This is a genomic window from Geminocystis sp. NIES-3709 (assembly GCF_001548115.1).
Classification (GTDB): domain Bacteria; phylum Cyanobacteriota; class Cyanobacteriia; order Cyanobacteriales; family Cyanobacteriaceae; genus Geminocystis.
Map to the genome: position 1 here is coordinate 1,529,803 of NZ_AP014821.1, position 26,805 is coordinate 1,556,607.

Sequence of the window (26,805 nt, forward strand, 5' to 3'; positions counted from 1 at the left end):
TCCTATTTAATTAAAATTGTTCATAATCATTTAAGTTATCGGTTATGTAATTGAGAGGCTCAAAGTAATGAATAGCCTTTGAATATCTAAATAAAATATCTCCACATTTACCTGTCCTATTTTTGGCAATAATTAACCGAGAATAAGTATCAGCCTTATCTTTTTCTAGTCTAAATTTATGTGCTAAATTCTGGATTTTTTGAGCAATATTTGGGTTTTTATCTCTGAATTTTTCTTCTAATATTCCTAACTGAGTAATCTTTATTTCACTGGGGTATTTTTCATCATTTTTTCTAGTTTCGGTATTGTCATAACTCATCAAAAGCATTATGCAATCAGCACTATGAGCTATTTTAAAGGAATCTCTCAGGGCTGACATATCTAAATCTCCCCCTTTCATTGCCTTGTTATATGCCTCTTTATTAATGTCTGAAATGGCAATAATGGGAATATTAGCTTTTCTACTAATTCGTTTTAATTCAGTGGCAATTTTACTTACTTTTAATGTCTCGTTAAAGTTGTTATCAAGGTTAGTATCTCCAGAGGATAATAATTGTAAATAATCCACTATTAATAAGTCTAATTTTAGCTTTTTAATGATTGCTAATAATCGATTCGGAGTATAACTATCATCGCACTCGATTAAGTGTAAATTCTCTCCTAAACTCTCGTTATATTGCTCGATAGACTTTAATACTAATTCAGCAAAGGCACTATTTTTTAAGTGTAATTTTGCCTCAAGATTACTCGAATTTATCCCCCCAGAGCGACATAATCCAGTAAGGAATAATTGATCGGCGCTCATTTCGTAACTTGCATAACCTACTTTATAACCTTGAATACTTGCGTTATCTCCTATTTGGGCTGTAAGGGTAGATTTACCATTAGCTGGGGGTGCGCCTAAAACATATAACCTACCTTTACCTAATCCCCCATTGAGCAAGTAATTTAAGTCATTTGAGAATGTAGGAATATTAACGTAATTTTCATCAAATAAATTATTGATCCAGTCTCCTAACTTATCTGATACTGGTAATAGGTTTTTATCTGATAATGATTGTTTTAGCAATGATTCGGTATCCTCGATCGACTTCGATAAAATTTCGATACTTGAATCAGCCTTATCCTCATTCAAATTTTGCTGATATTCCTTAAACTTTTTACTTGCTACCTTCTTTATTCCTTTTTCTCTAATCTCCTCTAGGTACTCCTCGATCGTCTCTTGAGAGGGTAATTTGAGGCTATAAAGATTATCCAAATATTCAGCTATTGAGTCAAATTTACTAATAGTACAATTGAATCCTTGAGGGAAAATATCGGAGTAATCAATAATTGCCTCTGGGTTTTGGAGTAAATAGCCTATAACCTCACTTTCAGTTAATCTGATACTGTCTGATAAGTTAACTGATACTTGAGATAAATAATCTTTTTTGAGCCTCTCACATTCTCGGAGTATCTGGGATTTAACAATTTCTTTACCCTCGCTCGTTAGGTTTAAGAGAGATTGAAAGATAAGGGCTGATACTTTGACATAATCGAGACTGTCTGATATTCCTTGAGTTGAATTGTTAGAGTTGTTAGGAGTGTTAGCAGTATCAGCCTTTGAGTTACTTTCTGAGTATGTAGATTGATAATTATTAGGAGTATGTGAGTTATTCGGAGTACGGTTTTTATTATCGATACCGTTTGAAGATTGATAGTTAGGGTTATGGTTTTTATGTACTAAGCATTTTGTACCAATACAGCCTCGTTTATGTGCCTCCCCCTCTTTGATACCTGAGAGGATATAGCTACATTGAAATTTATAGTTATCGGAGTTACGTTTACAGGAATTAAAAGCACTTTTAAAATTACTTACCTTGCCTCGATAATCTTTTGATGTGGGGTGATTTTCTGGGGTATTTTTTGCCACTAATTCAGCTAATGGCAATGCTTTAGACAAGTCAAAACCTCTGGTTAAGCAATACCGAATTAACGTTAAATTGACTTGGTTATAGTCAACTCCGAGAGGCTCACCATTGTCTAGTAAGAATTTGATACAGCTAGGATGATCCCCCAGAGAGTCTAATAACCCTTTAATCTTCTCTTTACTGCGAGATTCGTTAAAATATTTATCCTCACTCCAAGACTCATTTAGAGATTCATCTTTACTCCGAGACTCATTTAGAGATTTATCTTTACTTTGAGAAGTTACTTTATCCCAACTATGAGGATCACCATAGCTATCAGTTTTTAATTCACTAATACTAATTAGCTTATCAAGGGCTGTAACTTCAAATTTTGCCATTAAATCCCCTTGAATTTCTAAATTTATTTCTGGGTTATTAACATCAAAATTAGGGCTAATAAATCCACATCTTTTATTAGTTTTTAGATGAGTAGTGCAAGGTAATTTGATATTGGAGTTAACATCTTTGGGGTAAATTTCTTGAGAGGTAAAATTAGCTCGGAGTGCGATCGATTCTAAAACCTTTTTAACGAGGGTATGAGTTACAGCCCTCTCAATAAATATCCAAATATGAAAGCCTCTATTACCTGAGTACTCAATATAAAGATTTACTCCTAACTCCGAGCCTTTTTTTACGATATTTTGAGCTATGGTTAGAGCTTCTTTCAAATCTTTGCAATCTCTGGGGATGTCTATATCGATACATCCTGATTTAGTAATATTAGTTTTCTCTTGAGTGAGAATGATCCCCAGTGACTTTTTACCTTCAATACTTGCCACTAAATCAGCCTCGGTTAAGTATTTGTATTCTGTTTCTTCTTTTCCCTCTACTTGCTTATAAATGAATTGGTGAGGGTATTTAACCTCGTTTCCTGATATTTGAGCGATGCCAACGGCACGCTGCGCGATCGTATACTTTTGGGCTGTCTCATGTACAAATAATCGGTAGTATTCCCTTATTAAGTCTTTCATGGTTAATATCTAATTTAATTTCAAGTTTGTGCGATCGCCTTCTTGCCTGATTCCAGAGGCGATCTTGTTTTCCTTACTCCAAATCTTTGGGATTATCGCAATAACTCCAAATATCCAAAGATAAATGACTCGGTTCGATCTCCTCATCAATCTCGATCCAATACCCCCCATTAAAAACACGTCTTAAATCGGTTTTAATTTCTTTTTGGGGGGATTGCTCATTAAATGAGTTTTGAGGCATTAAATCCTCAATAAAGTTGAGTTGCATACTTATTACCTATTACTTTGGTTTACTGGATACTTATTACTTGCACGGCTCGGAAAAAATCGGAGGCGCGCTTTTTTTTGCTTTTTTGGAATAATCAGCCCTTTAAAGTGAAATTAAATATTTGCAATTTTCCTTTAACTTTTAAGTACGGGCTGTTACTCTTTCTTATTTCTGATTGTGGCAAATCGACTTTAGGAGATTTGCCACCCAGTTAATACTTTTAAATACTTTGCGAGAACCATTAAGGCTGAAACCTTTATACAGTAAGGCTTACAAAAATGTCTCATCACCAGTTTGCGTCATTTCATCACCAGTTTGCGTCATTTTGAGAACCACCTTATAACCTATACATAGTAAGGTCTGTAACCTATTTTTACTAGGTTAATTTAATGGTTCGTAACATAGAACCACTGACGATATAAATTTAAACCTTAATCTTTTTTTGTAAGTCTTTCGATTTCGTTTAAACAGTCTTCTATCGGAACTTAGACAAAACAATAACAACAATTAAGCTATAATTTTTACATCATATTGCTTTTAGGTCAAAATGAAAGAAATTACTTCTTCATCAATGCCCCCATGTTTCAATCGCTGGTGTGAAAAAATAGACCCAGTCTTAAAAACAAAGGCACAAAAACGAGAGTTTAGAAATTATTTGGGCGGTTTATTAGGAGATTCTCAAAGAAAAAATATAACTCAAATTGCCCATAATAATCTTGATATTACTTATCATAAATTACACCATTTCTTAACAGAGTCCACTTGGAATTATGATGAGGTAAATGATAAAAGATTAGAAATTATTGCATCCTGTCGTCAAACAAAAATTAGTCGATGTTTCTCCTTAATTATAGACGATTCAGGTCATCGTAAAAGTGGAAACTTTACTGACTGTGTGGGAAGACAATATATTGGTGAAATTGGCAAAACTGATAATGGTAATGTTATAGTCACTACTCACATTTATGATGGTGTGAGAAGTTTTCCTTTAGACGTTGAATTATATGAAAAAGCCGAAAATTTCCCTGAAGGAAAAGACGCTCCACAATTTCAGAAAAAACCAGACATTGCCTTTAATTTAATTGAAAAATGTTTAAATCGAAATTATTGTCCCCAAATAATTTTAATGGATGGTGGTTATGGAAACAATACTAATTTATTAGGCAAACTAGAAAAAAAGAATTTAAAATATATAGGAATTATTGCTAAAAATAGATTAGTAAAATTGGTAAAACAAGATTTTATCGAGTCTGAAAAAACCATAGCTGAAATAGCAAAATCATTACCCCAAGATAGTTTTGAAAAAATAAGAATAGGAAAAAATCGAGAAAAAACTCTTTGGGTAGCAACGATAAATATTGAATTATCAGCTTTGTCGGGAATAAAAACTGTAGCTATCGTCATGAATGCAGATACTTTTGAAAATTCCACAGATATTGATTATTTAATGACTAATGAAATAGGAGAAAAAGTGTGTGGAAATTGGATAGTAGAAACTTATACACAAAGAAATTGGATAGAAGTATTTTACCGTGAAATCAAGGGATGGTTAGGGTTATCACAATACCAAGTGAGAAATAAAAGAAGTTTAATGAGACATTTTATCTTGGTATTTTGTGCCTACACTTTTATTCAATGGCATCGTTTGACAGGAGGTTTAAGAAGACAATGGGGGAATAAACCGTTAAATACTTTTGCTGAGGCATTGGAAGCGTTTCGTAATGCTGTGTCTTTTCGCTTTTTTCAATGGTTAAAAGACAATGTGGAAGTATTTAGTTTATATAAAGCTAGTTTAGGGTTTATTTGGGCATAATTTTTGTCTAAGTACCGCTATTTCTTTTTGAGTTAATTTGCCGAATAAATCGTTTTTTGGATCTAATCTTTTTTGTAACCAAGGATGTTTTTTATTTAAGGTGAGGGTAGTTAGTTTACGAATACTAACCTTTCGAGTATGCGCATGAGTCTCAAGAGCTTTAATGAGATCGTTAATAGTTACATTAGATTTAACTTTAGGGGTAACAACCTCAGTTATCAATTTTTCTCCTAAAATCGCACATTCTAACTCGGAGTCAGTGATTGTCTCAAACGAAACATTATTGTAGAAATCGTTAAAACTGATATTGTCAGTCAGTCCGATCCAGTTAAATTGCCATTTCAAATTAAGTTCTAAATATTTAATTTCTCCTAGGATTTTATTTTTTAACTTATGCCCTTTTCTACTGTCATCTAAAGCACCTTTTAACTCCTCTGGAGTAAGAACGTCATCTAGTAAAGATTTAACTTTCAATTTAACAGGCACTCCATAGGCTGATCTCGATTTTAAAATATGCTCTTTTTGAGTTCGCAGTAAGACGCAAATTTTTTCAGCAATAGCAAATGACAGCCAATGGTGAGAGGTGTTTATTAACAATAATTCTTTAGGTATTCTGGTAAATTGCTTAATTAAACTGCGATTAATTTCAAAATAATCTCCTAAATTAACATTAGCTACTCCAATATCATACAAAGTATTTCCCCTAGAAACATCGTAAAATTTCTCAAAATTTAATAAGAAAATATCCTCTCCACTAATATGATCCCCTAGTATTTTTTTCCCTAAAATATATTTCCATTTAATTAAAGTTGATCTATATTTTATAAATCTTTTTTTTAAATCTTCAAACTTTTCTTTTAAGGTATTTCCCCCATTTTTTAACTCTCCTATAATCTCTAAAACATATCTAAAACTAATATCAAATTTTCCATTATGTTTTAATGCCTCAGTAAAGATTAATCTTAAAATTTTTATGTCTTTCCAGTCAAATCCTTTTATGATGTAAAATGTTTTATCTCCTATTTCAATATTTTCTGGTTTAGGGATTGCTAACTCAGTATAAGCATCAAATTTATTCTTTTTATTACTATGATTAACTCGGTTAAATTCAGAGATATTTGAGTTATCTGTAAACTGAAAAGATTTTATTAACAAAGTAAGAATATCGATGCAAGTAGAATGATTTGGAGTAGGCTCAATATGCTTTTCTTTAAATGCTTTATTACTAGGTTTAACTCTCTTTTTACTTTTAAATTTAGGGATTATAAACTCAGGGAAAACTCTTTTAATTCCCTCTAAAATAGAGTTTAAATTATCGAGAGGTATAGGCTGAATTAAATAATTAATAGGAGCTAAAGAATTTAAAACTAATTCATATTTTTCATAACTCATTCCCTCATTGACAGCCGTTACATTTACTTTTTCTATCCCCCTTTTTATAGCATTCAGAGTATATATTTTACATAAGTTAAATTGTAAATCTAACTTTGTTTTATTACCTTCACCATTACTTTTAAATTTACTACAAAATTCAATACTACTTTGATAAAATTCTGGAATTAATAACTCCCCCAGTACTTGAAAAGAAGTTAGTAATTTAAGACAGTCCTCGATCGAACTAAGTAGGTTTTCTGGATCGGCTGGATGATCATTTTTTTCCGATAAGAAAAAATTTAAAACTATTGAAAGTGCATCTAATTTAGGATTATCCGATTCCAAATCAAGTAATTCTTTGTCTGAAAAATCGTGTTCTATGTATATATCAGTAGATTTATTACCAAATTCATCTATCTTCTCAAAGATTCCAAAAGCCTCGTTATAGAAGTTTTTAGGGCTTTGGGTAACCTCTGGGGAGGGTTCGGTATCCTCTTTTTTTAGTTTTGCCCATTGTGCCTCAAGTGCCTTGTCAACTTTTTGGGTTTTTTGTGCCATAATTTTAATTAGGTTTTGAGTGCAATTTAAAGAAGGTAAATCAGCTAAATTAAACTATCTTTACTTGCCTCCCCTTCTCCAAACATTTTTTTAAGGTTACATCTTACATTATAGGAAATATTTTTATTTTAGTTGTAAATAATGTATAATATCTGATATATACTATTTTATATCAGATAAGTAATAAGATGTTTAATTTTGATGATGATGATAAAAAGATAGAGTTTAGTTACAGCGATGATGACTTTACCCCAGAGGGTAGGTTAGATTTTAGTTTGTTACCAGAGTATAAGGTTAAGTACGATCGACAGGGTTACTTAATAGAAGATGAGAAATATAAAGAGTATAAGGCTGTAATAGATAGAAATGAGAAGTTAAAAAAGATCAGCCGGTATCAAAAGAAAGAGGAGTTATGGGAAAATATGGATCGGCTCTCTCCAAATCAGCAAAAAGCATTAACCTTAATGGTATCTGGGGTAAATATTAATCAGATTGCCACTGAATGCAACATAGAAAGGTCAACTATTTATCGATGGTTACAGTTAGATATTTTCACTAAAACATTGAAGTTATGGCAAAAGCAATTATTTATCGAGGCTGATACTAAGCTAAATAACTTGGTAAGCAAGGCGCTTGATCGACTGGAGTATATTTTGGATAATCCTAGTAAGTTTGACGGTAAGGATTATCTAAGATCGATCGAACTTTGCTTAGGGTTTATGAAAAGGAATGAAGAAAAACTTTAGGTTTTTTTATGTTTTATTCCTTAATTTTACTCCTGAAAATTTAGCTAACCATATTAGCAAGGATGTTGACAGCCTCTTTTTGGAGAGATACTCGGTTATCGTCATATCGCATCAAAACATCGAAATTTTTATGTCTGCTATGCTTTTGAGCAAGTCTCACATTACCCCCAGTAGCATCTAAAACGGCTGTAATAGAACTATGTCTGACTTGGTGGGGGGATAAAACCTTGCCATTAATTACCTCTCCAGAATACTTTTTAACTAGGTTATAAATGGTTTTAGTACTTAACCGATGTCCATTAGTAGCATTATCTAAAGAGATAAAGAGAGGGGATTGAGGTAATGGCTGATACCGAACTGAAAGCCAATTTTTAATAGCAGTTACTGACTCCGAGGATAAATAAATAACCTCTTTGCTCAATTTACCTTTACCTTTAATTCTCAGAGTGCCTTCTAACTCATCAAAATCCTCAATATTTAAACTATTAACCTCACCTCGTCTTAATGCACAATCCCAGAGTAATCGGAATATGGCATAATCTCGTTTACCTTTGATAGTGGCAAGGTTAGGAAATGAAAGCATAGACTTAATATTTTCTGGAGATGTACCTTTGGTATCACGATAAACCTCTGGTAACAAAGATTTAACCTTATCCAAAACGAAATTACATTGCTCATAATCGAAGGCATATTTAACGAGCGCTTTAACCGAGGCAATCTTGACATTGATAGAGTTAGGTTTTAAATCAGCCTCAAGAAGTGCATTGCGATAAGTACCGAGGTAAGCATTAGCAGTAAAAGCCTCTAACTTTAAATAATCTGATATAACAGTTTTAATCTGATACTCTGAAAGATTAACTTTAATTCCCTTTACTACCTCCCCAGTGAGGAGATAATGGCAAAAATGCTTAATCCCTTGCTTATAGGTTCTTTGGGTAGTTTTTTTATGGACAGAAGCAATTAAACCAGAGTAAACATCCGATACGGGCTGATTCAATGGGGTAATAGTGGATATAGGTAAAATCCCCAAATCACTGCGACTGCGATTAAAGGTTAAAGTTGTCATAATAGTAATTAAGTATGTTATTAGCTACCTTTATCCGAGGTAGTTTTTTATTAACCAGATATAAACTGATATATCAGATATTATACCTAAAGACTTTAGAAAAGTCAATAGAGTATGAAAAGATTTATTCTCGGAATCTGGAATGATTTTAAAAAGTAACTGTATTTCAAGTTACTTAGTCAGATTATTGATGTTTTTAACTAGCCATTGTGTGAGTTCATTTACACTCTTTTCTTGGTTCTCTAAACTTTCAGCTAATTTTAGAAACACTTTTAGGGTATCTTCTAAATCCCCATTAAAAATAACCCCGTTTTGTTCCAAAAATACTGTCATTACTGCTAAAGCAATTCTCTTATTACCATCGATAAAACAATGATTTTTGATAAATCCGTAGGCATAAATACAAGCTAATTGTGGTATAAAGTTATTATTTTCATAGTAATAACTGTTTTTGGCTTTATTTAGAGTAGATTCCAGAGCATTGTTATTCAAAATGCCACCAGTACCACCACTTTTACTTATTAAACTACGATGTATCTCAACTATAGTGCTTTTATTTAACCATTTTGGTTCTGAGGTATTAATCACTTAGCTAATTCTTGAAAAACATATTCGTATTTTTTATATACTCTTTCAAATATTTCGAGAGCTTCTTTATCTACTTGATTATCCTCATTCTTATTACTCATAGAGTTTTTTATTTTTCCTGATTTATCGTATAAAGTACATTTAATTTCTTTATTTTTAGGGGTGTACATAATAACCTCAGTAGTTTTATAGGTTATATACCTATTTATTTTTATCGGATATATTCAGTTATAACGGCTGATAATTTTTACCGCTATATTTTTTATGTGTTAATTTAACTCCCTTTTTAATTTAATATCCTCAAAACCGCGCGCCTAATTTTATCGTTTAACTTTATATCAGATAATTTAACTGATATAATATCTGATTATCAAAAGAAAATAAAAAACCCTCTCACTTGATGGGCTGTAATAGTTTATTTACATAGACTTTGGAGATTAGATTAAAATTTATTTTTGAGGATAATATTTATTATCGGTTTCGTTGCGATACCAGCCGATCCCGTTTTTATCCTTTTCTTTTGTCCACTGGATAAAATCTTCTTTACTTAAATCCTTAAATTTTTTGGATACCTCAGAATGTCCTTTATAGCCTAATCGATTGCCTAATCCCTTACTAAATAATCCGTTTTCAAACTCATTCTCTCGAATGTCATCGTTATTTAGGGCTGATACTTCTTTATCCTCAATTACTACCTCTGGGATAACTTCAATGGCATTAAGGTTTTTAACATATTCATTATTTTCATTGCCACTGGATACCCTCTCAATAACCTCATTCTCAATCATTATTTCTGGGGTAATTGTCTCGTTAACTAGACTATTTTTAATCTCGGAGTTATCCTTTTTAATATCCTCAGTAATTGATTCGGAGTTATCGCTATCCTCTTTAATCTCCTCTGTATCAGCCCTTAACCTTGCCTCTAATAATTGCTCTAATCGTGCCTCAAGTCTCTTAAAAAGTTTATCCTCAATCTTGTCTGATATATGGGTATTAGGTAAGGGTTTTATATTATTCTCTCCTAATACCTCAATACCTTCATTCTCTATTACTCCTAATCCTAATTCCATTAACTTGAGAATTATTGGAGTTACGATCGGTTTAGGGTTATCGGTATTTTTACTTTTCGGAGTAGGGGGCTGATTCGTGGCGATCGCTATATTTTCTATCTCGGAGTAAAATTCTAAGGGTATCCTCACATCGACTCTCATTACATTTTCATCTTTAAATTTTCCCATAAAACCTTCTCTATCTGATATATCATTTACTTTATTTATTATACCTAATATCTGATACTATCAGCAATATCAGAATATAAATAAATCTTCAAAATATTTTCAGGGATTGCATAATTTAGAGATTTGATACTGATATATAGTTAATGGTTATTTTAAAAAAAATTGTGAGGGGATAAATACCGATTAAATACCCCTACCTATAAGTCAAGGATTATTTATCAGCCCATGAGTTGCCTATACTGCCCAGAGCCTCTTTTAAACTATCCTTAGATGCGATCGCCTCAATCCTAAAATCTTCTTTTTTTACTGATTCTAAACCAAGATTGATTAAGAGGTAATAAGATAAGACGCATTGATTTGGTATATAATTTAAGTCAGAAAAGATAAAACTTAGGTGTGATTTATGCCTTCTAAAAATTTTTTGTCAGAGGAAGAAAGAAAGTATCTACAAGATGCTTTAAAAATAGAAAAGAGATCGGAAGTCAGGGAAAGAATTTTAATATTTTTATTAGAGAATGATGGTAAAAATTATCAAGAAATAGCAGTTTTTTTTGGGTTGTTCCCCCAAAACGGTGGCTTACTGGGCAGTTCATGGTAATCCTAATAATGTAGATTCATTGCAAGATAAAAGAAGAAAAGGAAACCAAACAAAAGCAACGGATAAATATATTGAAAGATTATTAGAAGTAGTTGATAAAAATCCTGAAGATTTTGGATATGATTTTGGTCGATGGACGGGGCAAAGATTATCAGAACATTTGGAAAAAGAAACAGGAATTAAATTAAGCAAATCACAAGTAGTGAGGATATTAAAAAGAAAAAAGTATAGTTATATTTGGGGAAAATATAGTTTAGAAGACAAACAAAATCAAGAACAAAGAAAAGCATTTAAAGAAAAATTAGAACATTACATAGAAATAGGTAAAGAGAATCCTGAGTTAGTTCAAGTATGGTTTTGGGATGGGGCGTTTAAAGTGGCGAACTAAATTCGCCACACAGCCCCTCATGAATGTGGTTTTAGTTTAAGGGTGATAAGAAGAAAAACATGGACGAAAAAAGGAAAAAGAAAAAAGGTGAAGGGAGAAAGAAGAAGAGGAAGAGTAAATATCATGGGAGGAATAAGATATTCGGATAAAAAAAGAAGATGTTTTGTAATAAAAAAAGGTGATTCAGAAACGTTTTGTGAACAATTAAAAAAGTTATGGGAAGAAATAAAAAATGAATGGGTAAGTAAGGGAAATGATGAAAAAGATTTTAAAGAATGTGGTCCGAAAATAATCATAATATTAGACAACGCAAGTTTCCATAAAAAAAAGGAAATAGTAGAAAAAATAGAAAAAAATCTACCGAATATAAGACTAGAATATTTACCGGTATATAGTCCAGATTATAACTTAATAGAATTAGTGTGGCATTCGGCAAAGGAATATATAGCTTATAGAAACTTTGAAAATAAAGAACAGCTAGAAAAAACAGTAAATTACTTATTAAATGAAGGAGGTTTAGTAATTAATTGGAGTAAAAAATTTAAGAATAAGGGTGAATTAATTAATGTAAGTTAAATGCGTCTTAGCTTAGTCTCGGTGTTTCAGGATAAAAATTAAAAATTGTTGCTAATTGAGGTAAATGGTGGTATTTCAGTAAAATATTAGTAATTGCAGAAAATATAATAGTCACGGCAAAAATATTAATTTGGTATGACTAACTGCAACCTATAAATAAATCTTGATTAGATCATGACTAAAAATATTAAACAAGCGTTAAATTCTGCTTTTCGTAAAGTACCAATTGCACAAGAAGATATTAATAAGTTTAAAGAATATTTAACTGCACTTTTAAACATAACTGATAATAAAATTAAAGAACTAGAAGAACATCATAAAAATAATTTACGAGATTTTTTCAACCAGATTTTTGCTATTCATAATTTTAATTCTTATCTTAATACCAAAAATAGAAATGATTTGGTGATTCATAATGGTGATCAGGATAGTCCAGTTGGGGTAATTATTGAGACTAAAAAACCTGATGATTCCACAGAAATGGTAACTCTTGATAAATTTAATGTGAAATCTTTACAGCAATTACTTTTTTATTATTTACAAGACGCAGTTGAGGAAAATAATTTTAAATTAAAACACTTAATTATCACTGATATTTATAATTGGTTTATTTTTGATGCCACTTTATTTCAAAGATTATTTAGTCAAAATAAGCCGTTAATCAAAGATTTTAAAGACTTTCAAGAAGGGCGATTACCTAGCAAAAATAGACCATTTTTTTATGAAAATATTGCTAGTAAATATATTGCTCAATGGGAAGATGAACTTAAAAATAATTGTACTTATTTTAACCTGAAAGAATCTGAAAATAAACTTCAAGATAATCAAGATATAGAAAGCGATCTCTCGTTAATTCCTTTGTATAAATTTTTATCACCTAAGCATTTATTAAAGTTACCTTTTATTAATGATAGTAATAGTTTAGATAAAGATTTTTATAATGAGTTATTATACATAATTGGTTTGGAAGAAGTAGGAGATAATAAAAAATTAATTCAGCGTTTACCAAGTAATAATAGACAAGAAGGCTCTTTACTTGAAAATGTTATATAGCGTTTATCTAAATAGTAAGGTACACCTATTTCTTAATAGCAATGGGTTTGACTCTGCTCTGGAGTACCTCATAAATATAAGAATTGCTATATATCATTTAGAACTTTATAATAAATTAAGTAATTTAACTAATTTAGATAAATTTGGTACTAAGTATGAAGAACAATTATTCGGAGTTGCCTTAGAATTAGTAATTACTTGGATTAACCGTATTTTATTTTTAAAACTGTTAGAAGCCCAATTAGTTAACTATAATAATAATGATAAAAAATATACTTTTCTCCAGCAAGAAAAAATTGCTAACTTTAATAGACCTCTTGCAAAATTAAATACGAGATAGGATTAACCAGAATAATCTATAATTTTGGGCGATGGAGGATACCTTAAGTATAAGATTTAATTATGAAACTTGAGAGAATAAAAAAATTAAAGCCAGAAAAGTTTAAAAGGAGATTTGGAGTAAAAAAAGAAACCTATAATCTTTTAGTAGAAATAGTCAAAAAAGAACAAAACAATCACAAAAGAGGAAGGAAAAGCAAATTAACAGTGTCCGAGCAGATTTTAGTAACCTTGGAATATTTGAGAGAATATCGAACTTATTTTCACATATCAGAGTACTGGAATATCTCAGAATCAACGGTTTGTAGAACAGTTCATAAAATTGAAAAAATCTTGCTCAAATCAGGTTATTTTTCCCTAGGTGGTAAAAAAGAATTGATAAAAAAAGAGAATGAAATTAAGGCAGTATTAATAGATGTTACTGAAATAGCAATCGAAAGACCAAAAAAAAGACAAAAAATTTACTATAGTGGCAAAAAGAAGGAACATACATTTAAAGCACAATTAGTAGTTAATAAAGATACCTTGGAAATAATTTGTTATGTAAATGGACGAGGAAGAGAACATGATTTTAAAATTTTTAAAAACAGTAGATTACCATTAAGTGAAAAAATAAAGTGTTTAGTAGACAAAGGTTATCAAGGTATAGAAAAAATTCATAAATTAAGCGAAATACCAAAAAAGAAAACAAAAAAAAGAAAGTTAACCCAAGAAGAAAAAAGAAAAAATAGAGAGTTAAATCGACAAAGAATCGTAATTGAACATGTAAATAGAAAACTTAAAATATTTAGAATACTATCAGAAAAATATAGAAATAAAAGAAAAAGATTTGGGTTAAGATTCAACTTAATTGCGGGAATTTATAACTATGAAATAGTGAAAAAAGACATAGCTATTATTTAAGAACTATATTAAAGAATCCAGTAAATTAATTTGTGTATTTTATCGCCAATGGGTATTTACTTTCCTAGGTTGAGAATTATATAAGCAAGAATTATGATTAACTGTATAAAGGCACTTATTTTCTTTAATTAAATTAAAGGCGATTGCTAATATTTTGTCTTATCCTATCATCTTTTTATGTTCATTATAATTTTGCAAGAGATCTAATGACTTAGATACTTTATTTTTGGGAATATTAGCGAAAAGAAATGAAGAAAGAAACCCAGATATTAAAGCTAAATTTAATGATATTCCGTACCTGAATAGTTCCTTATTTGAGATAACAGAATTAGAAAATCAAACTTTATTTATTGCTAACTTAAACAATGATTATCAACTACCGTTATTTACAAAAACTGTTTTAAAAGATAATCAAGGCAGAAGGAAAACAGGAGAGTTAAACACCTTAACTTATTTATTTGACTTTTTATCGGCTTATAATTTCAGTAGTGAAGGTAAAGAGGAAATTCAAGCAGAAAGAAAGAATTTAATTAATGCCTCAGTATTAGGGTTAATTTTTGAGAAGATTAACGGTTATCAAGACGGCTCATATTTTACCCCCGGTTTTATTACTATGTATATGTGTCGGGAAACTATCACAAGGGCAGTTATTGAAAAATTTAATCAAGAAAAAAACTGGAATGGTACTAATATTGAAAATTTACAAGAATTAATTGAATATCAAGATCAAGAAGTCAGAAAAGAAGCTAATAATATTATTAATAGTATCAAAATTTGTGACCCTGCGGTGGGTTCAGGTCATTTTTTAGTGTCTGGTTTAAATGAAATTATTGCCTTAAAAAGTAAGTTAAATATTCTGCAAGATAGGGAAGGAAAACGCATTAAAGAATATACGATAGAAGTAGAAAATGATGAATTAGTTATTAAAGATGAGGATGGGGATTTATATAGTTATAAACCTAATTATGCCCCTAGTCAACGCATCCAAGAAACTTTATTTTATGAGAAGAAAACTATTATTGAAAATTGCTTATTTGGAGTTGATATTAATCTTAATTCAGTGAATATTTGTCGGTTAAGATTATGGATTGAGTTGTTAAAAAATGCTTATTATCATCGTGACACCAAAGAGTTAGAAACCTTACCAAATATTGATATTAATATTAAGTGTGGTAATTCTTTAATTAGTCGGTTTGATTTAAACTCAGATTTGAGTTTAGCTTTGAAAAAAATTAATTTAACCATTGCCGATTATCAACAAGCGATTAAAACTTATCATAATCCTCAAAATCGTCAAGAAAAGGAAGAAATTGTTAAGTTAATTAAGCAAATTAAAGATAACTTTAACACATTAATGACAGGTAATACTCCCCTTGAAAAGAAATTGAGAGAAAAAGAAAGTCAGTTATATCAGTTGCAAAATCAAACTTCTTTATTGCCTGAATCAGACGATGATAAAAAAGCCCGTGAAACCACAGAAAAAAGTTTAAACAACGAGATTAATCAATTAAAAAAAGAAATAGAAGATGAGACAAATAATGTTATTTATCGTAACGCTTTTGAATGGCGTTTTGAGTTTCCAGAAGTATTGAATGAAAAGGGTGATTTTATCGGTTTTGATCTTATTATCGGTAATCCCCCTTATATCAGTGCAAATTCAGGAGAAGAAATATTGAAATTAAGACAAAAAATTTTACAAAGTAATCGATATAAAACTCTCTGGGAAAAATGGGATTTATATGTTGCTTTTATTGAAGAAAGTTTTCAGTTAATAAAAAATAGAGGTTTATGCTCTTTAATTATTCCTTATCCTTACCTAAATCAAAATTACGCTAAACTTTCCAGAGAATTTATTATTAAAGAAAATACATTACTGGAAATTGTTAATTTGCATAGCATTAAAGTATTTGAAACTGCTACTGTAAATAATTGTATTGTTTTTGGAAAAAAAGAATATAAAGGTGATTACAAAATAAAAGTTTCTTTACCTGAAGACTATAAAATAAATAAAACTTTTTATGTTGACAAATATAATATTTTAACTACGAATTCTGTTATTGAGTTAGAAACAAGAAAAACTTTTAATTTTTCTCAAAAACAATTCAAAAATTTAGGTGATGTATGTTTTATATCGGTAGGAATGGTATTAAATGCGGATGAAAAAAGAGTTAAAGGTGCTTTCAAAAAAAAAGATTTAATTAGTGATACGCAATCTGGAATTCATCAAAAACAATATATTGAGGCAAAAAATATTGACTCTTATCAAATTAATTTAATTCGTTTTTTAGAATGGAATACTAATAGAGTTCCAAACTTAATAAGAAGACCAACCTTTCCTGAATTATATCAAAATGAAAAAATATTAATTAATAAAATAGGAAAAATAAAAGCCACTTATGATAATAATAATTTATTTTGTGATCAGACAATTAGAATAGCAGTTTTGTGGTGCAACTTAATAGGTGTTCAAAATAAAAGTATTGATAATAACGTAAAAAAATTTAGTAATTATTCTCGGCAACAATTAGAACAATTTTCTACACAAATTAATATAAAATTTATTTTAGGAATTTTAAATTCAAAATTAGGTAATTATCTACTTGACAACATAAGAGGTGTAGGTAATATAGATTTAAACCCAGACTATTTAAAAAATATTCCTATACCTTATGTACCACTAGAGCAACAAAAAACAATAATAAATTTAGTAGATGAAATACTAGAAATAAAAAAGAAAAAACCTCAAACAAAAACCAATAATAAAGAAGAAATAGATGAATTAGTGTATAAATTATATGGATTAACAAAAGAAGAAATTAAGATAATAGAAGGACATCAATAAATAGATAAAACCAAATCAACAAAAGTTTATTATTACCTCTTAATTTTAGACTATTATTTTTACTTATCACTCCAATTATCCCCTATACTAGCCTCAGCCTCAATCGGTACTCTGTTAAGAAATTCCTTACCAGAGTTAACCATAGTCTCACTTAATACCGAGGCAACTTGAGAAGAGATCGACTCATGAGCCTCTAAGATAATCTCATCATGTACCGTTGCCAATATCCGAGCTTTACCATTAAAAGGTTTAAGGGCTGATACCAGTTTACCGAGGGCAAGTTTAACCATATCAGCCCCCGTGCCTTGAATGGGAGTATTGAGGATTTGCTGAGGTGAGGCATTATCAAAATATCTGATTCTATCTGATAATGTCCTAGTCTCATTAATCCCCCCATTGTAGATTCTTGATTTAGTCTTTTTATGCCAATTAGCTAAACCGCTATAGGATTTAAAGAAGTTATCCATAATTGTTTTAGCTTCTTTTTCACTTAAACTTATGCCGTAATTACTTTCAGCATAGCCTCTAAATCCGTTAACCGATGCGCCGTAAATCAGCCCAAAGTTAGCTGATTTAGCTATCTGTCTATCCTCTTTAGTTACCTCAGTTAATGGTTTATTGAGAATACTAGCTCTTGGCATTCTTGAACCAGTTTTACCCAACATTGCTCTTTCCACAGTCTCTTGTCTTCTAAAAATCCATCCTAAAAAAGTGCGATCAACTCCATCTTTTGGTAAAAAAGGTATTAATTCTGTTGTACATCTACCTTCAAAATTAGGTATTGCAACTTTATTTAGATAAGGACGTAATTTACTATATAAAACATGAGATGAATTAAAAACATAAGTTGAGCTGATACCTTCATTCTTTATGCTTTCTGAAGGTTGTTTTAGTATTCGCCCTGTTTGACTTTCTATATGTTCTAAACCAATGTAGGTAAGAGATAATAATTGATATGTGTTTGAATCTATAATTTGTTTATCTTCTTGACAAACATCACCTAATTTAACTTGTTTCCAAGATTTAGCCTCCTCACTGTGGAAGTACGATCGCAGATAAGCAGAGGGTAAAGCTAAAGCCGATTCTAATTGAGCTTCGGTGGCTTTCCTTGCCTTTTCCACTGCCGACATTTGCTCATTCAATATCGATGCGATGCGTTTTTGTTCATCTATTGGCGGCAAAGGGATTGGGAGGTTAATTAAAAATTCTTTCGGTACTCTTTTTTGTCCTACAGAACCAGTAAAATGTTCACTAGCTAATTGATATATTTTAGGTTGTCTAATAAAGTTGTGAACGTATTTAGCATCAATAAGTTGAGTTGGTCTAAGGTGATTTCTTAGAAAGAAATTACCCGCTAAGAAGATCGGATAAGAATATCCCATTTTGGCAAGTCTGGATTACGTTCCAAGTGCATTTCAATGTTTTTCATTTCTTTTTTTGTTAAAGAGATTCCTTTTTCATATACTTTCTCACTGAAGTTAACAATTGGTCTTAATCCTTTCCATGTCATGGTTTTTGCCCAAGCTAACATAGTTTCTACAGGGAGAAAGTCAGTTATGCGAAACAAAAGTACTATTGACTGCTTAAAGACAATTATTGAGATATGCACATCTATGTTTGAGTACTTGAGCGATGTTTTCTTTGTTCCATTGTGCACCTGAAATTTTGAGTCGCCTATCTATTTGCTTTACCGTTGATTCTACCGCTCCTGAACCAATAGAACAAATTTGTTCTTCCTAATAATAACCGTAGTTAACAATCCGCTCTCTATGAGTCTCCAAATATAGTTATTTAAAATAACACTGAGACAGTTAGTGATAGAATTAAAATCAACAAATATTCAGATTTTACTAATACTATAATGTATCATAATTTAGAATTGAGAGAAAAGGTTATTGACGATGTAGAGAATAAAGGTAGTGTAACTAAAGCAAGTAGAATTTTCGGGGTATCAAGAGCTTCAATATATCGCTGGTTAACCAGAGAAAACTTAAAACCAACTATCGTGAAATATCGACATCGCAAATTAAATTGGTCAGCATTATACCGTGATGTGATAGAAAATCCCGATGATAAATTAATTGAGAGAGCAAACAAGTTTGGAGTAACAGTTCCCGCTATATCTTATGCTTTTAAAAGAATGAAGATTACTAGAAAAAAAAACAGTTACGCTATAGAGAGAGAAATAGTACAGAGAGAATAAAATACTTAATAACAATAAGAGAATTAGTAAAAAAACATGGCATCAAAAGTCTTGTATTTATTGACGAATCTGGGTTTGAAGAAAAAAGTAGTTGTATTTATGGATGGTCAAAAAAAGGGAAAAAAATTTATGGAAATAAGCAAGGAAAACGAGGAAAAAGAGAAAGTTTAGTAGCAGGAAGAAGAAAAAAAGAAAGAGACTTTATTGCACCAATGATTTTCAGAGGAAGTTTAAATGCAGAAAGTTTTGAAGGGTGGCTTGTAAAATATTTATTACCATCCCTGAAAGAATTTTCAATACTGATCATGGATAATGCACCAATTCATAGAAAAAATAAAATAAAAGAGTTAGTAAAAAATGCAGGGCATCAAGTGATATTTTTGCCAACTTATTCTCCTGACTTTAATGATATTGAACATGATTTTAGTGCATTAAAAAGGGCAAGAATGTATAGTAAAGAAGATATTAGTTTAGATGAAATAATCCGCAGTTATTGTGACAGTTAAGTGTCTCATTCTTATTTTTAATGACTATAGTTACAGAAATTTTCTGCTTTTTTTTTCTTCACCTGTGACATTAATGTGATTGTTTCATCTATTTTCCCACACCAAAGCAAATTTTCTGCTTCCTTTAATCTTTTCCTACTTCCTCCCATTTTGTTTAAGTTTTCCATCAAATGATACCAATCAAGTATTTCTCTTTTTTCTCCAGGTAAGGACTAATTCTTTGATTTGTTTTTAAATTTAATCTAATGGCTTGTTTTTCAGTAATGGGTAATTCCCCAATTATACTTCTGATGTTTCGGGTTCTTCCCGATTGGGTGTTTGTGATGTTTTGGATAAAAAAAATCCTATTTGTGGAGTAATATATTTAAGGGTTTGTTCTCGAATAGTTTCTTCTATAGTAGCCAAATTATGAAGTTGATTAACATCAGATTGTTGATAAAGAATATTGGCAATAGCTCGAATATGTAGATTCAGTTGTGCTTGTTGTTCAGGGATCATTTTTAAAGAAAATAAGAGAATTAAGATTAATTTAGTTAACCAAAAACCATTTTAGTTCTTTTGTCAAGTAGTTTTTTTGTTCGGCAAATTTGACCTGCTCCCAACAAATAATACCAGTACGTTCTTCTTCCAAACCAAGTTGAACATTATCTCGCCCCCATCCCCAAATTCTTTCTGCTTGAAATGAGCGGCGAAAAGCACCATACATTTTACTTGCAGCCATTCGTATATCTTCAATCTGAGATTGTGTTAATTCAATAGCTTGATCCATTAAACGTAACGCCAATTATCTTTATTGTACAGCTATGATTATCGCAAAATTTTGATTTTTTGGGTAGATCCTTTTTCAGAAATCACCTAATTACATGAAATTCTGTTGTACCAAGTCCAAAACCATCAATTAAATTAGTTGCGATCGCATTTTTGCCATTTTCCATACAAGGAGTTATTTTGGCAAATAAGACATCACCTTCTTCAAAATATGTATAACCTCGTTTAACTTCGATATAAGGTTTTACTTCCGCATCTGCAATAATTCCTCGTTTTTCATCTACTGCCGACATTGGCACAAATGTTGTCGGGGTTTTATCCTCTCTTTTTATATCACTTGGGCGACGAGGATTAATTTCACAAACATCAACTAATTTAACCCATTGCCAACCATCAGGTAACTTCTTATTATCCTTACTCATGCAGCAAATAACCTCATTTTAGTCTCTAATAATATCTCTTTAGGATCGCCAAACTCTTTTAAAGCACCAATTCCCCCTGCTTTTTTCACCATTGGCAACTGAAATAATTTAGGGTTTTCTAGCTCTTCCGTACCATTTTGAGCAAATTGAGCCGTAATGGCTTTTATTGTCGCTACTGTGGCTTCTGGCATCATTTCTAACCATTTTTCTTGCTTATACTCAAAGGCTTCTGCCCGTTGTTTACGGGTGCGTAACTGAATACCATAACCCAATTCCCCTAAAATATCAAATAAATCATAGTCTTCCAACTCCGACACCGCTCTTAATACTAGAGGCGATCGCCCCCCATCAGGTAAAATACTCATTAACTGATTACGACTATTAGGCTTAATCCAAATCTCTCGAAATAGAGCAATATTGGACACCTCCTCAATTAACCGTTTCCCTAATCTTTCTCGGTATTCCTCCACACTCACAGGAATTGTCTCACCATTTACCATCGTTAAAATGGACTTTTGCCCTGCGGTAATGCGTACATCAAAACCTTCCACCGTAATAATTTTTTGAGATTCCACATTATAACTCCCCCCCTTCTCCTTAACTCGATCACTTGTCTTGTCATCCTTACGGGGAGATAACCTCGTCAAAAACTCCTCCCCAAATAAACGAGTCGCATTGGTATAGTCATAAACCCGAAACATCAACTTACCCGAAGGAGGATGTAACCTTGTACCCCTACCAATCATCTGATAAAAAGTGAGGGGCGATCGCATATAGCGGAAAAAAACAATATTTTCCAACGGAGGCACATCCACCCCAGTCGTCAACAAATCCACGGTAGTAGCGATAAAATGACTTCTCGAAGACTCCTTTAAATCTGGTAAATAATCATTACCCGAATTTTTTGCCGTACATTTAAAAGCATAATCAGACAAAAGTTGACGGTTATTTTGACCACACCAATCAACATAAATATTATTCATAGTAATAGCCACCTCATCAGCGTGTTTATCACTAACACAGAAAATAACAGTCTTTTGCTCTGGTTTGCCCCTTTGTACTAAAGCCGAGAATAAATCTTGACACATCACTAAAACCCTATCAGGAAGCTCAATGCGACGCTCATAGCTAGTACACTCATAACGCTCTCGAATCTCCTCCTCCGTGACGGGTTGCCCTGTAATACTATCCACAGGATTCCGTGCCAAAATCTCCTCAATAGTTATACCCGTATAATCTAAATTGATGTTACGAGGGTGAATGGAACAAACCGCTAAATAACCATCTTCAATACCCTGACCAATATCATACTCATAAACAGGCTCACCAAAATAACGTACATTATCCGCCGTAATCTGTAAATCTTCCCTCACTTCGGGAGTGTCTTCGGTAGTCTCTAACTTACGGGGAGTGGCAGTTAAACCGATTTGCACCGCATCAGGATTACGAGTTAACACTAATGACCATTTACCCCACGCCGATCTATGACACTCATCTATAATGATATGACTGAAGTAATTTTCGGGATAATGATTAACTAAGAAATTACCTGTTCCTTCATCGGTATCAACATCTAAAGTTTGATAAGTAGCCACTAAAATCCGTGCATTTTTCTGAGGATTCTTACCCGACACCACCGCCACATCGTCCCCAAAAATACCCTTTAACGCCGCACTAGCTTGATCCCTTAATTCCGTTCGATCGCAAATAAATAAAGCCCGTCTTAACTGTCCAGCATCTGCTATACGACATAGAATTTGAGTTGCAATATAGGTTTTACCCGCTCCAGTTGCTAAACTTAATAAAGCCCTTAAAGCCTCATTACTCTCATGACAAGAAGCAATCTTCTCGAATACCGCTCGAATTGCCGCATCTTGATAATATCGTCTTGACGCTTCCCCACCACGATAGGGAGTTAATAACGGTTTCGCTATTTCTGCATTTAACTTAAAACCCTTGTGTTGTTCATATCTAGCTTGTAAATCTTGGGGAGTAGGAAACTGACTCAACGGTTTAGGTTTACTGGTTTTTCCCGTAAATGCGTCATATTCGACAAATAAATGACCATTGGAACTATAAACAAAAGGCACATTAGACAACTTGCCATAACGCTTTACTTGTTCTAAACCCTGATTTGGCGGTGCATATTCCGCCTTCGCTTCGATAATTGCCACCGCTAGAGGTTGAGTGGTATCGGACAATCTTAACCTTAAAATATAGTCAACTCTACCCTTACCCAATTTACGGGGTCGATCGTCAATAATAACGATACTTCCTGCCGTTTCCTCTCTACGAATATGATTTTCCGTCCATCCCCTTCGATGTAAACTCGGATCAATTAACTTAGCTCTAGTTTCTGCTTCATTCATTTCCTTGTCAACAAAGGTTTTTTTTTAGGAGTTAAAACGAGGGATAAACCTTCAATCAGCCTTTGATTAACATTCTCCGTCCATAACAGAAGAACACTCTCACCCCTTGATAAAGCCTGAGTAATTTCAATGGGAGAAAGATGTTTGAGAGTAAAACCCTTTTCGGGATCTGGACACAGAGTATATTTGAGAGGGGAAAAATCCAGAGGATCTTTCATAAATTCTTCATGACGCTCTTTAAATTCATTTAATATCTGACAACAAATTTGAAAGTCCAATCCCATATCTAACAGATAACCCATTAAGGCTAACTGCCATAACTCACACAGAGAATAATAGACATTGTGACCACTACCTTCAGTGTTAACAGTTGGCACGATAATATCCTTCTTACGCCAGTATTCCACCTGACGATAAGTTAATCCTGCAATGGTTGCCGCTTCTTTGCTAGTAAAAAACTGTTTATCCATAATCATTATTGTACAACTTGAAGACAATATTTTCTCAATCAACTTTATCAAAACCTTGACAATTAGAAAAACAATATGTTATTTTAAAGTTATGACAATTAAAACTATTTGTTGCCAGTTAATCGCCCCTGAACAAACCCGCCAAAGGCTCTGGCAATATATGGCGGAACAATATACCCCACTGATGACAGAATTGATAAGACAAGTGGGGGAGCATCCTGATTTGTCTCAATGGCAGGATAAGGGAAAGATGCCCTCTAATATTGTCAAGGATTTATGTGCTACTCTTAAACAAATTCGACCCTTCACAGGATTACCAAGTAATTTTTATCAATCAGCTATTAATCAAGTTAATTATATCTTTGCTTCTTGGTTAGCGTCACAACATAAGCTCAAGCTGAGACTCAATGGTAAACGCTATTATTTTTCTATGCTTTACAGTGACCAAGATTTAGTCAAAAATAGCGGACATACCTTAACTGAAATTCGCTCTCAAGCTCAGATAATTCTCAACCAAATATCTAATAAAAAGACAGAAGAAAAGCATAAGTATTTATTTCAACACCATCGTGAAAGCAGTAACATTTTAGGAAAGACGGCTATCACTTATTTAATCAAGCATAACCAGAAGATACCAACTGAACCTGAGCATAGGGATAAATTTGAGAAACTTTACCGTAAGACGCAGATACAAATAGAAAAACTAGAAAAACAGATTGAAGCAAGACTACCGAAAGGAAGAAATTTAAGTGAGCAACAATGGTTAAATACTCTTATCACTGCTTCTCAAAATGTACCCAAAGATGAAAATGAGGCTAAATTATGGCAGAAGTATATCCTTACAGATAGTAATTCTTTGCCTTATCCAGTCAGTTATGAAACTAATGAGAATCTTGTCTGGAGTCTTGACGAGCAAGGGCGTTTGAATCTTCGCTTTAATGGACTAGGCAAATTAACTTTTAAGGTTTATTGCGATAACAGACAGTTACATTATTTCCAACAGTTTCTTCAGGATCAAACTATCAAGAAGAGTGGTAAGAATAAGCATTCTAGCGGTTTGTTCCTATTACGTTCGGCTATGTTAGTCTGGAAACCCAATGAGAGTAAGGGTAAATCATGGAATAAGAATACTTTACACCTTCATTGTGCTATTGATACTCGTTTATTAACCCTTGAAGGTACACAGGAGGTTCGAGAGGAGAAACTAACTCAAGTTACTAATATTATCCAAAGTATGGAGAAGAAACCTTCTCTCAATGATAATCAAAAGCAGTGCCTTAAACGGAAAAAGACCAGTCAGAAGAACTTACATGAGTCTTTCCTTCGCCCTAGCAGGGCAAAATATCAAGGAAATCCTAATATTATCGTGGGGGTGGCTTTAGGCTTAAAACATCCTGTGACGGTTAGTATTGTTGATATGGCAACCCAGAAGGTTATTGCTTATCGTAGTACTAAACAGTTATTGGGCAAGAATTATAAGTTGCTGAACCGTTATAAGGTACAAAAGCAACGTCAAGCCCATCAGCGTCATGTGAATCAACGGCAATCTTCATCTGTTTCTTTTGGTGATTCTAATCAGGGAAAATATCTTAATGATTTATTGGTTGGTGCTGTGATGGATTTAGCCACTCAATATCAAGCAGGAAATATTGTTCTTCCTAAATTAGACCATATCCGAGAGATTGTTGAGAGTGAAATAAAGGTTAAGGCTGAGAAAAAGATTCCCTTATCGGTCGATCTTCAGAAGAAGTACGCTAAAACCTATCGTATGAGCGTTCATCAATGGGGTTATGGTCTTTTCATCGATGGTCTTCAAAATCAAGCCAAGAGACTTTCTATATCCATAGAGGAGAGAAAACAACCTATAAGGGGTAGTCCTCAAGAGCAATCTAGGGATTTAGTTTTGGGTAAATGAATATTATTTCCGTTCTATTTGCTCATTTTTGTACCTTGACAATTTGATTACATAATAGCACCGCAGTTTATGTTCTTTGAACCTCTGTGCTGTGTGAAATGTGGGTTAGTTTGTCTTCGGACTTGCTTTCTGACCCTAGTAGCTGTCCACCCTGATGCTGTTTATCTCACGATAAAGAATAAGGTGCGCACCCAGTAATAGGGGTATAGGTTTACTATAGTGGTGGCTACTGAACCACCTCCGACCAAGGAGGAATCCACTTCAGATAGTTCTCATTTATAATCCCTCGCAAACTGCTTCTAGGATTTAGTCTTAGCAAAGGTTTCAAAAAGGGGGGTTGCAGATGAATTTACTTCTCTGTGCGATCGAAAGTTAGTTTATAATAAGCACCTGCTTGGGTAACTACTCCGTTGCAGATGAATTTACTTCTCTGTGCGATCGAAAGTAGTTATTTCACCATCGGCACGAATAGGGAATTGATAAGTTGCAGATGAATTTACTTCTCTGTGCGATCGAAAGCTATTGTTACAACGAAAAAAGACTAAAAAAACTACAGAGTTGCAGATGAATTTACTTCTCTGTGCGATCGAAAGGAAAGTTCTTTTACTTCCTTTTATATAATGAGTTCCCCAGTTGCAGATGAATTTACTTCTCTGTGCGATCGAAAGGATCATTATAAGACTGCAAAATACAAAAATAGCTATAATAGATATATATGTGGATTGAAAGAGGTCACGAGTTCAATCATAAAATGACATTTAATTTGTTAACGATGATTCAGCGACAGGAATTTGTTAAGACGACAATTAATTCGTTAAGATGACAGATAAAATGTTATTCGACAATACCTGTAATTTACCATTGCAAGGACATTCACACGAA

At 32.3% G+C, this 26,805-nt stretch carries 20 protein-coding genes, 4 pseudogenes and 1 CRISPR repeat array; of the genes and pseudogenes, 9 read left to right on the top strand and 15 right to left on the bottom strand.

Translation table 11 applies throughout. From position 1 onward, the window contains the following. Nucleotides 1-10: 10 nt before the first annotated feature. The gene (locus GM3709_RS06495; RefSeq protein WP_066117502.1) at nucleotides 11-2,920 is read right to left on the bottom strand and encodes a DnaB-like helicase C-terminal domain-containing protein; all 2,910 of its coding nucleotides are present in this window, start codon (nucleotides 2,918-2,920) and stop codon (nucleotides 11-13) included. A 73-nt stretch (nucleotides 2,921-2,993) separates the two neighbouring features. Next, the gene (locus GM3709_RS06500) at nucleotides 2,994-3,188 is read right to left on the bottom strand and encodes a hypothetical protein (RefSeq protein WP_066117505.1); all 195 of its coding nucleotides are present in this window, start codon (nucleotides 3,186-3,188) and stop codon (nucleotides 2,994-2,996) included. Nucleotides 3,189-3,735: 547 nt separating this feature from the next. Between GM3709_RS06500 and GM3709_RS06505 the strand changes: the two genes are divergently transcribed. Beyond that, nucleotides 3,736-5,001, top strand: coding sequence for an IS701 family transposase (locus GM3709_RS06505; RefSeq protein ID WP_066115324.1), 1,266 nt, complete (start codon nucleotides 3,736-3,738; stop codon nucleotides 4,999-5,001). On the opposite strand, the gene GM3709_RS06510 is transcribed toward GM3709_RS06505, so the two are convergent. After that, entirely contained in the window at nucleotides 4,981-6,933 is a 1,953-nt protein-coding gene (locus GM3709_RS06510) for a hypothetical protein (protein WP_066117507.1), read from the bottom strand. The genes GM3709_RS06505 and GM3709_RS06510 overlap by 21 nt on opposite strands. 188 nt (nucleotides 6,934-7,121) lie before the next feature. On the opposite strand from GM3709_RS06510, the gene GM3709_RS06515 reads away from it, so the two are divergent. Further along, complete coding sequence (locus GM3709_RS06515; RefSeq protein WP_066117510.1) at nucleotides 7,122-7,679, top strand: helix-turn-helix domain-containing protein; 558 nt, start codon at nucleotides 7,122-7,124, stop codon at nucleotides 7,677-7,679. A gap of 40 nt (nucleotides 7,680-7,719) precedes the next feature. Here GM3709_RS06515 and GM3709_RS06520 read toward each other — a convergent pair whose 3' ends face one another. From GM3709_RS06520 to GM3709_RS06530, 4 genes are all read right to left on the bottom strand, one after another. Continuing rightward, nucleotides 7,720-8,745 carry a tyrosine-type recombinase/integrase gene (locus tag GM3709_RS06520; protein ID WP_066117512.1) on the bottom strand — a complete coding sequence of 342 codons (1,026 nt, stop codon included), beginning with the start codon at nucleotides 8,743-8,745 and terminating at the stop codon, nucleotides 7,720-7,722. A gap of 171 nt (nucleotides 8,746-8,916) precedes the next feature. Beyond that, nucleotides 8,917-9,333 (bottom strand): type II toxin-antitoxin system death-on-curing family toxin, encoded by a 417-nt coding sequence (locus GM3709_RS06525; protein WP_231937627.1) that lies wholly within the window; start codon nucleotides 9,331-9,333, stop codon nucleotides 8,917-8,919. Then, nucleotides 9,330-9,503, bottom strand: coding sequence for a hypothetical protein (locus GM3709_RS20415; RefSeq protein WP_158506705.1), 174 nt, complete (start codon nucleotides 9,501-9,503; stop codon nucleotides 9,330-9,332). The genes GM3709_RS06525 and GM3709_RS20415 overlap by 4 nt, the downstream gene beginning before the upstream one ends. Nucleotides 9,504-9,782: 279 nt before the next feature. Next, complete coding sequence (locus tag GM3709_RS06530) at nucleotides 9,783-10,571, bottom strand: hypothetical protein (protein WP_066117514.1); 789 nt, start codon at nucleotides 10,569-10,571, stop codon at nucleotides 9,783-9,785. Nucleotides 10,572-10,974: 403 nt separating this feature from the next. On the opposite strand from GM3709_RS06530, the pseudogene GM3709_RS18990 reads away from it, so the two are divergent. From GM3709_RS18990 to GM3709_RS06560, 5 genes and pseudogenes are all read left to right on the top strand, one after another. Further along, nucleotides 10,975-12,133 (top strand): annotated as a pseudogene (locus GM3709_RS18990) (IS630 family transposase). Nucleotides 12,134-12,307: 174 nt separating this feature from the next. Next, nucleotides 12,308-13,186, top strand: coding sequence for a hypothetical protein (locus GM3709_RS06545; RefSeq protein WP_066117517.1), 879 nt, complete (start codon nucleotides 12,308-12,310; stop codon nucleotides 13,184-13,186). Further along, entirely contained in the window at nucleotides 13,176-13,526 is a 351-nt protein-coding gene (locus GM3709_RS06550) for a hypothetical protein (protein ID WP_066117523.1), read from the top strand. Before GM3709_RS06545 ends, GM3709_RS06550 begins: the two co-directional genes overlap by 11 nt. A 62-nt stretch (nucleotides 13,527-13,588) precedes the next feature. Further along, nucleotides 13,589-14,428, top strand: a complete 840-nt coding sequence (locus tag GM3709_RS06555) for an IS5 family transposase (RefSeq protein ID WP_082712913.1) — start codon at nucleotides 13,589-13,591, stop codon at nucleotides 14,426-14,428. A 226-nt stretch (nucleotides 14,429-14,654) separates the two neighbouring features. Continuing rightward, nucleotides 14,655-17,270, top strand: coding sequence for an Eco57I restriction-modification methylase domain-containing protein (locus GM3709_RS06560; RefSeq protein ID WP_066117526.1), 2,616 nt, complete (start codon nucleotides 14,655-14,657; stop codon nucleotides 17,268-17,270). A gap of 59 nt (nucleotides 17,271-17,329) precedes the next feature. Here GM3709_RS06560 and GM3709_RS06565 read toward each other — a convergent pair whose 3' ends face one another. The 3 genes and pseudogenes from GM3709_RS06565 to GM3709_RS19625 form a co-directional block, all read right to left on the bottom strand. Beyond that, on the bottom strand, nucleotides 17,330-18,652 hold the full coding sequence (locus tag GM3709_RS06565; protein ID WP_066117529.1) for a DNA polymerase: 1,323 nt from the start codon (nucleotides 18,650-18,652) through the stop codon (nucleotides 17,330-17,332). Then, on the bottom strand, nucleotides 18,625-18,801 hold the full coding sequence (locus tag GM3709_RS18995; RefSeq protein ID WP_071828007.1) for an ISAzo13-like element transposase-related protein: 177 nt from the start codon (nucleotides 18,799-18,801) through the stop codon (nucleotides 18,625-18,627). Before GM3709_RS18995 ends, GM3709_RS06565 begins: the two co-directional genes overlap by 28 nt. A gap of 52 nt (nucleotides 18,802-18,853) precedes the next feature. Then, nucleotides 18,854-19,054, bottom strand: a pseudogene (locus GM3709_RS19625) (ISKra4 family transposase); the annotation flags it as partial. Between the two features lie 77 nt (nucleotides 19,055-19,131). Here GM3709_RS19625 and GM3709_RS19630 point away from each other — a divergent pair. Then, a pseudogene (locus tag GM3709_RS19630) lies at nucleotides 19,132-19,979 on the top strand (IS630 family transposase). A 26-nt stretch (nucleotides 19,980-20,005) separates the two neighbouring features. On the opposite strand, the pseudogene GM3709_RS21330 reads toward GM3709_RS19630, so the two are convergent. The 5 genes and pseudogenes from GM3709_RS21330 to GM3709_RS06610 form a co-directional block, all read right to left on the bottom strand. Further along, nucleotides 20,006-20,477 (bottom strand): annotated as a pseudogene (locus tag GM3709_RS21330) (hypothetical protein); the annotation flags it as partial. Nucleotides 20,478-20,508: 31 nt separating this feature from the next. Continuing rightward, entirely contained in the window at nucleotides 20,509-20,748 is a 240-nt protein-coding gene (locus GM3709_RS06595) for a hypothetical protein (protein ID WP_066116326.1), read from the bottom strand. An 82-nt stretch (nucleotides 20,749-20,830) separates the two neighbouring features. Continuing rightward, a complete protein-coding gene (locus GM3709_RS06600) occupies nucleotides 20,831-21,169 on the bottom strand; it encodes a restriction endonuclease subunit S (protein WP_066117535.1) in 339 nt (112 codons plus the stop codon). After that, on the bottom strand, nucleotides 21,166-23,538 hold the full coding sequence (locus tag GM3709_RS06605; protein ID WP_066117538.1) for a DEAD/DEAH box helicase family protein: 2,373 nt from the start codon (nucleotides 23,536-23,538) through the stop codon (nucleotides 21,166-21,168). The genes GM3709_RS06600 and GM3709_RS06605 overlap by 4 nt, the downstream gene beginning before the upstream one ends. After that, on the bottom strand, nucleotides 23,535-24,008 hold the full coding sequence (locus GM3709_RS06610) for a MerR family transcriptional regulator (RefSeq protein WP_066117541.1): 474 nt from the start codon (nucleotides 24,006-24,008) through the stop codon (nucleotides 23,535-23,537). The genes GM3709_RS06605 and GM3709_RS06610 overlap by 4 nt, the downstream gene beginning before the upstream one ends. A 91-nt stretch (nucleotides 24,009-24,099) precedes the next feature. Between GM3709_RS06610 and cas12k the strand changes: the two genes are divergently transcribed. Further along, nucleotides 24,100-25,923, top strand: coding sequence for a type V CRISPR-associated protein Cas12k (cas12k, locus tag GM3709_RS06615; protein WP_071828023.1), 1,824 nt, complete (start codon nucleotides 24,100-24,102; stop codon nucleotides 25,921-25,923). Between the two features lie 336 nt (nucleotides 25,924-26,259). After that, nucleotides 26,260-26,591: a CRISPR direct-repeat array (repeat unit 36 nt; unit sequence GTTGCAGATGAATTTACTTCTCTGTGCGATCGAAAG). The last annotated feature ends 214 nt before the right edge of the window (nucleotides 26,592-26,805 follow it).

Excerpts from the sequence above, each read along its gene's own strand:
- GM3709_RS06495 (WP_066117502.1), bottom strand. The coding sequence starts at position 2,920 with ATGAAAGACTTAATAAGGGAATACTACCGATTATTTGTACATGAGACA.
- GM3709_RS06500 (WP_066117505.1), bottom strand. The coding sequence starts at position 3,188 with ATGCAACTCAACTTTATTGAGGATTTAATGCCTCAAAACTCATTTAAT.
- GM3709_RS06505 (WP_066115324.1), top strand. The coding sequence starts at position 3,736 with ATGAAAGAAATTACTTCTTCATCAATGCCCCCATGTTTCAATCGCTGG.
- GM3709_RS06510 (WP_066117507.1), bottom strand. The coding sequence starts at position 6,933 with ATGGCACAAAAAACCCAAAAAGTTGACAAGGCACTTGAGGCACAATGG.
- GM3709_RS06515 (WP_066117510.1), top strand. The coding sequence starts at position 7,122 with ATGTTTAATTTTGATGATGATGATAAAAAGATAGAGTTTAGTTACAGC.
- GM3709_RS06520 (WP_066117512.1), bottom strand. The coding sequence starts at position 8,745 with ATGACAACTTTAACCTTTAATCGCAGTCGCAGTGATTTGGGGATTTTA.
- GM3709_RS20415 (WP_158506705.1), bottom strand. The coding sequence starts at position 9,503 with ATGTACACCCCTAAAAATAAAGAAATTAAATGTACTTTATACGATAAA.
- GM3709_RS06530 (WP_066117514.1), bottom strand. The coding sequence starts at position 10,571 with ATGGGAAAATTTAAAGATGAAAATGTAATGAGAGTCGATGTGAGGATA.
- GM3709_RS06545 (WP_066117517.1), top strand. The coding sequence starts at position 12,308 with ATGACTAAAAATATTAAACAAGCGTTAAATTCTGCTTTTCGTAAAGTA.
- GM3709_RS06550 (WP_066117523.1), top strand. The coding sequence starts at position 13,176 with ATGTTATATAGCGTTTATCTAAATAGTAAGGTACACCTATTTCTTAAT.
- GM3709_RS06555 (WP_082712913.1), top strand. The coding sequence starts at position 13,589 with ATGAAACTTGAGAGAATAAAAAAATTAAAGCCAGAAAAGTTTAAAAGG.
- GM3709_RS06565 (WP_066117529.1), bottom strand. The coding sequence starts at position 18,652 with ATGGGATATTCTTATCCGATCTTCTTAGCGGGTAATTTCTTTCTAAGA.
- GM3709_RS18995 (WP_071828007.1), bottom strand. The coding sequence starts at position 18,801 with ATGTTAGCTTGGGCAAAAACCATGACATGGAAAGGATTAAGACCAATT.
- GM3709_RS06595 (WP_066116326.1), bottom strand. The coding sequence starts at position 20,748 with ATGGATCAAGCTATTGAATTAACACAATCTCAGATTGAAGATATACGA.
- GM3709_RS06600 (WP_066117535.1), bottom strand. The coding sequence starts at position 21,169 with ATGAGTAAGGATAATAAGAAGTTACCTGATGGTTGGCAATGGGTTAAA.
- GM3709_RS06605 (WP_066117538.1), bottom strand. The coding sequence starts at position 23,538 with ATGAATGAAGCAGAAACTAGAGCTAAGTTAATTGATCCGAGTTTACAT.
- GM3709_RS06610 (WP_066117541.1), bottom strand. The coding sequence starts at position 24,008 with ATGGATAAACAGTTTTTTACTAGCAAAGAAGCGGCAACCATTGCAGGA.
- cas12k (WP_071828023.1), top strand. The coding sequence starts at position 24,100 with ATGACAATTAAAACTATTTGTTGCCAGTTAATCGCCCCTGAACAAACC.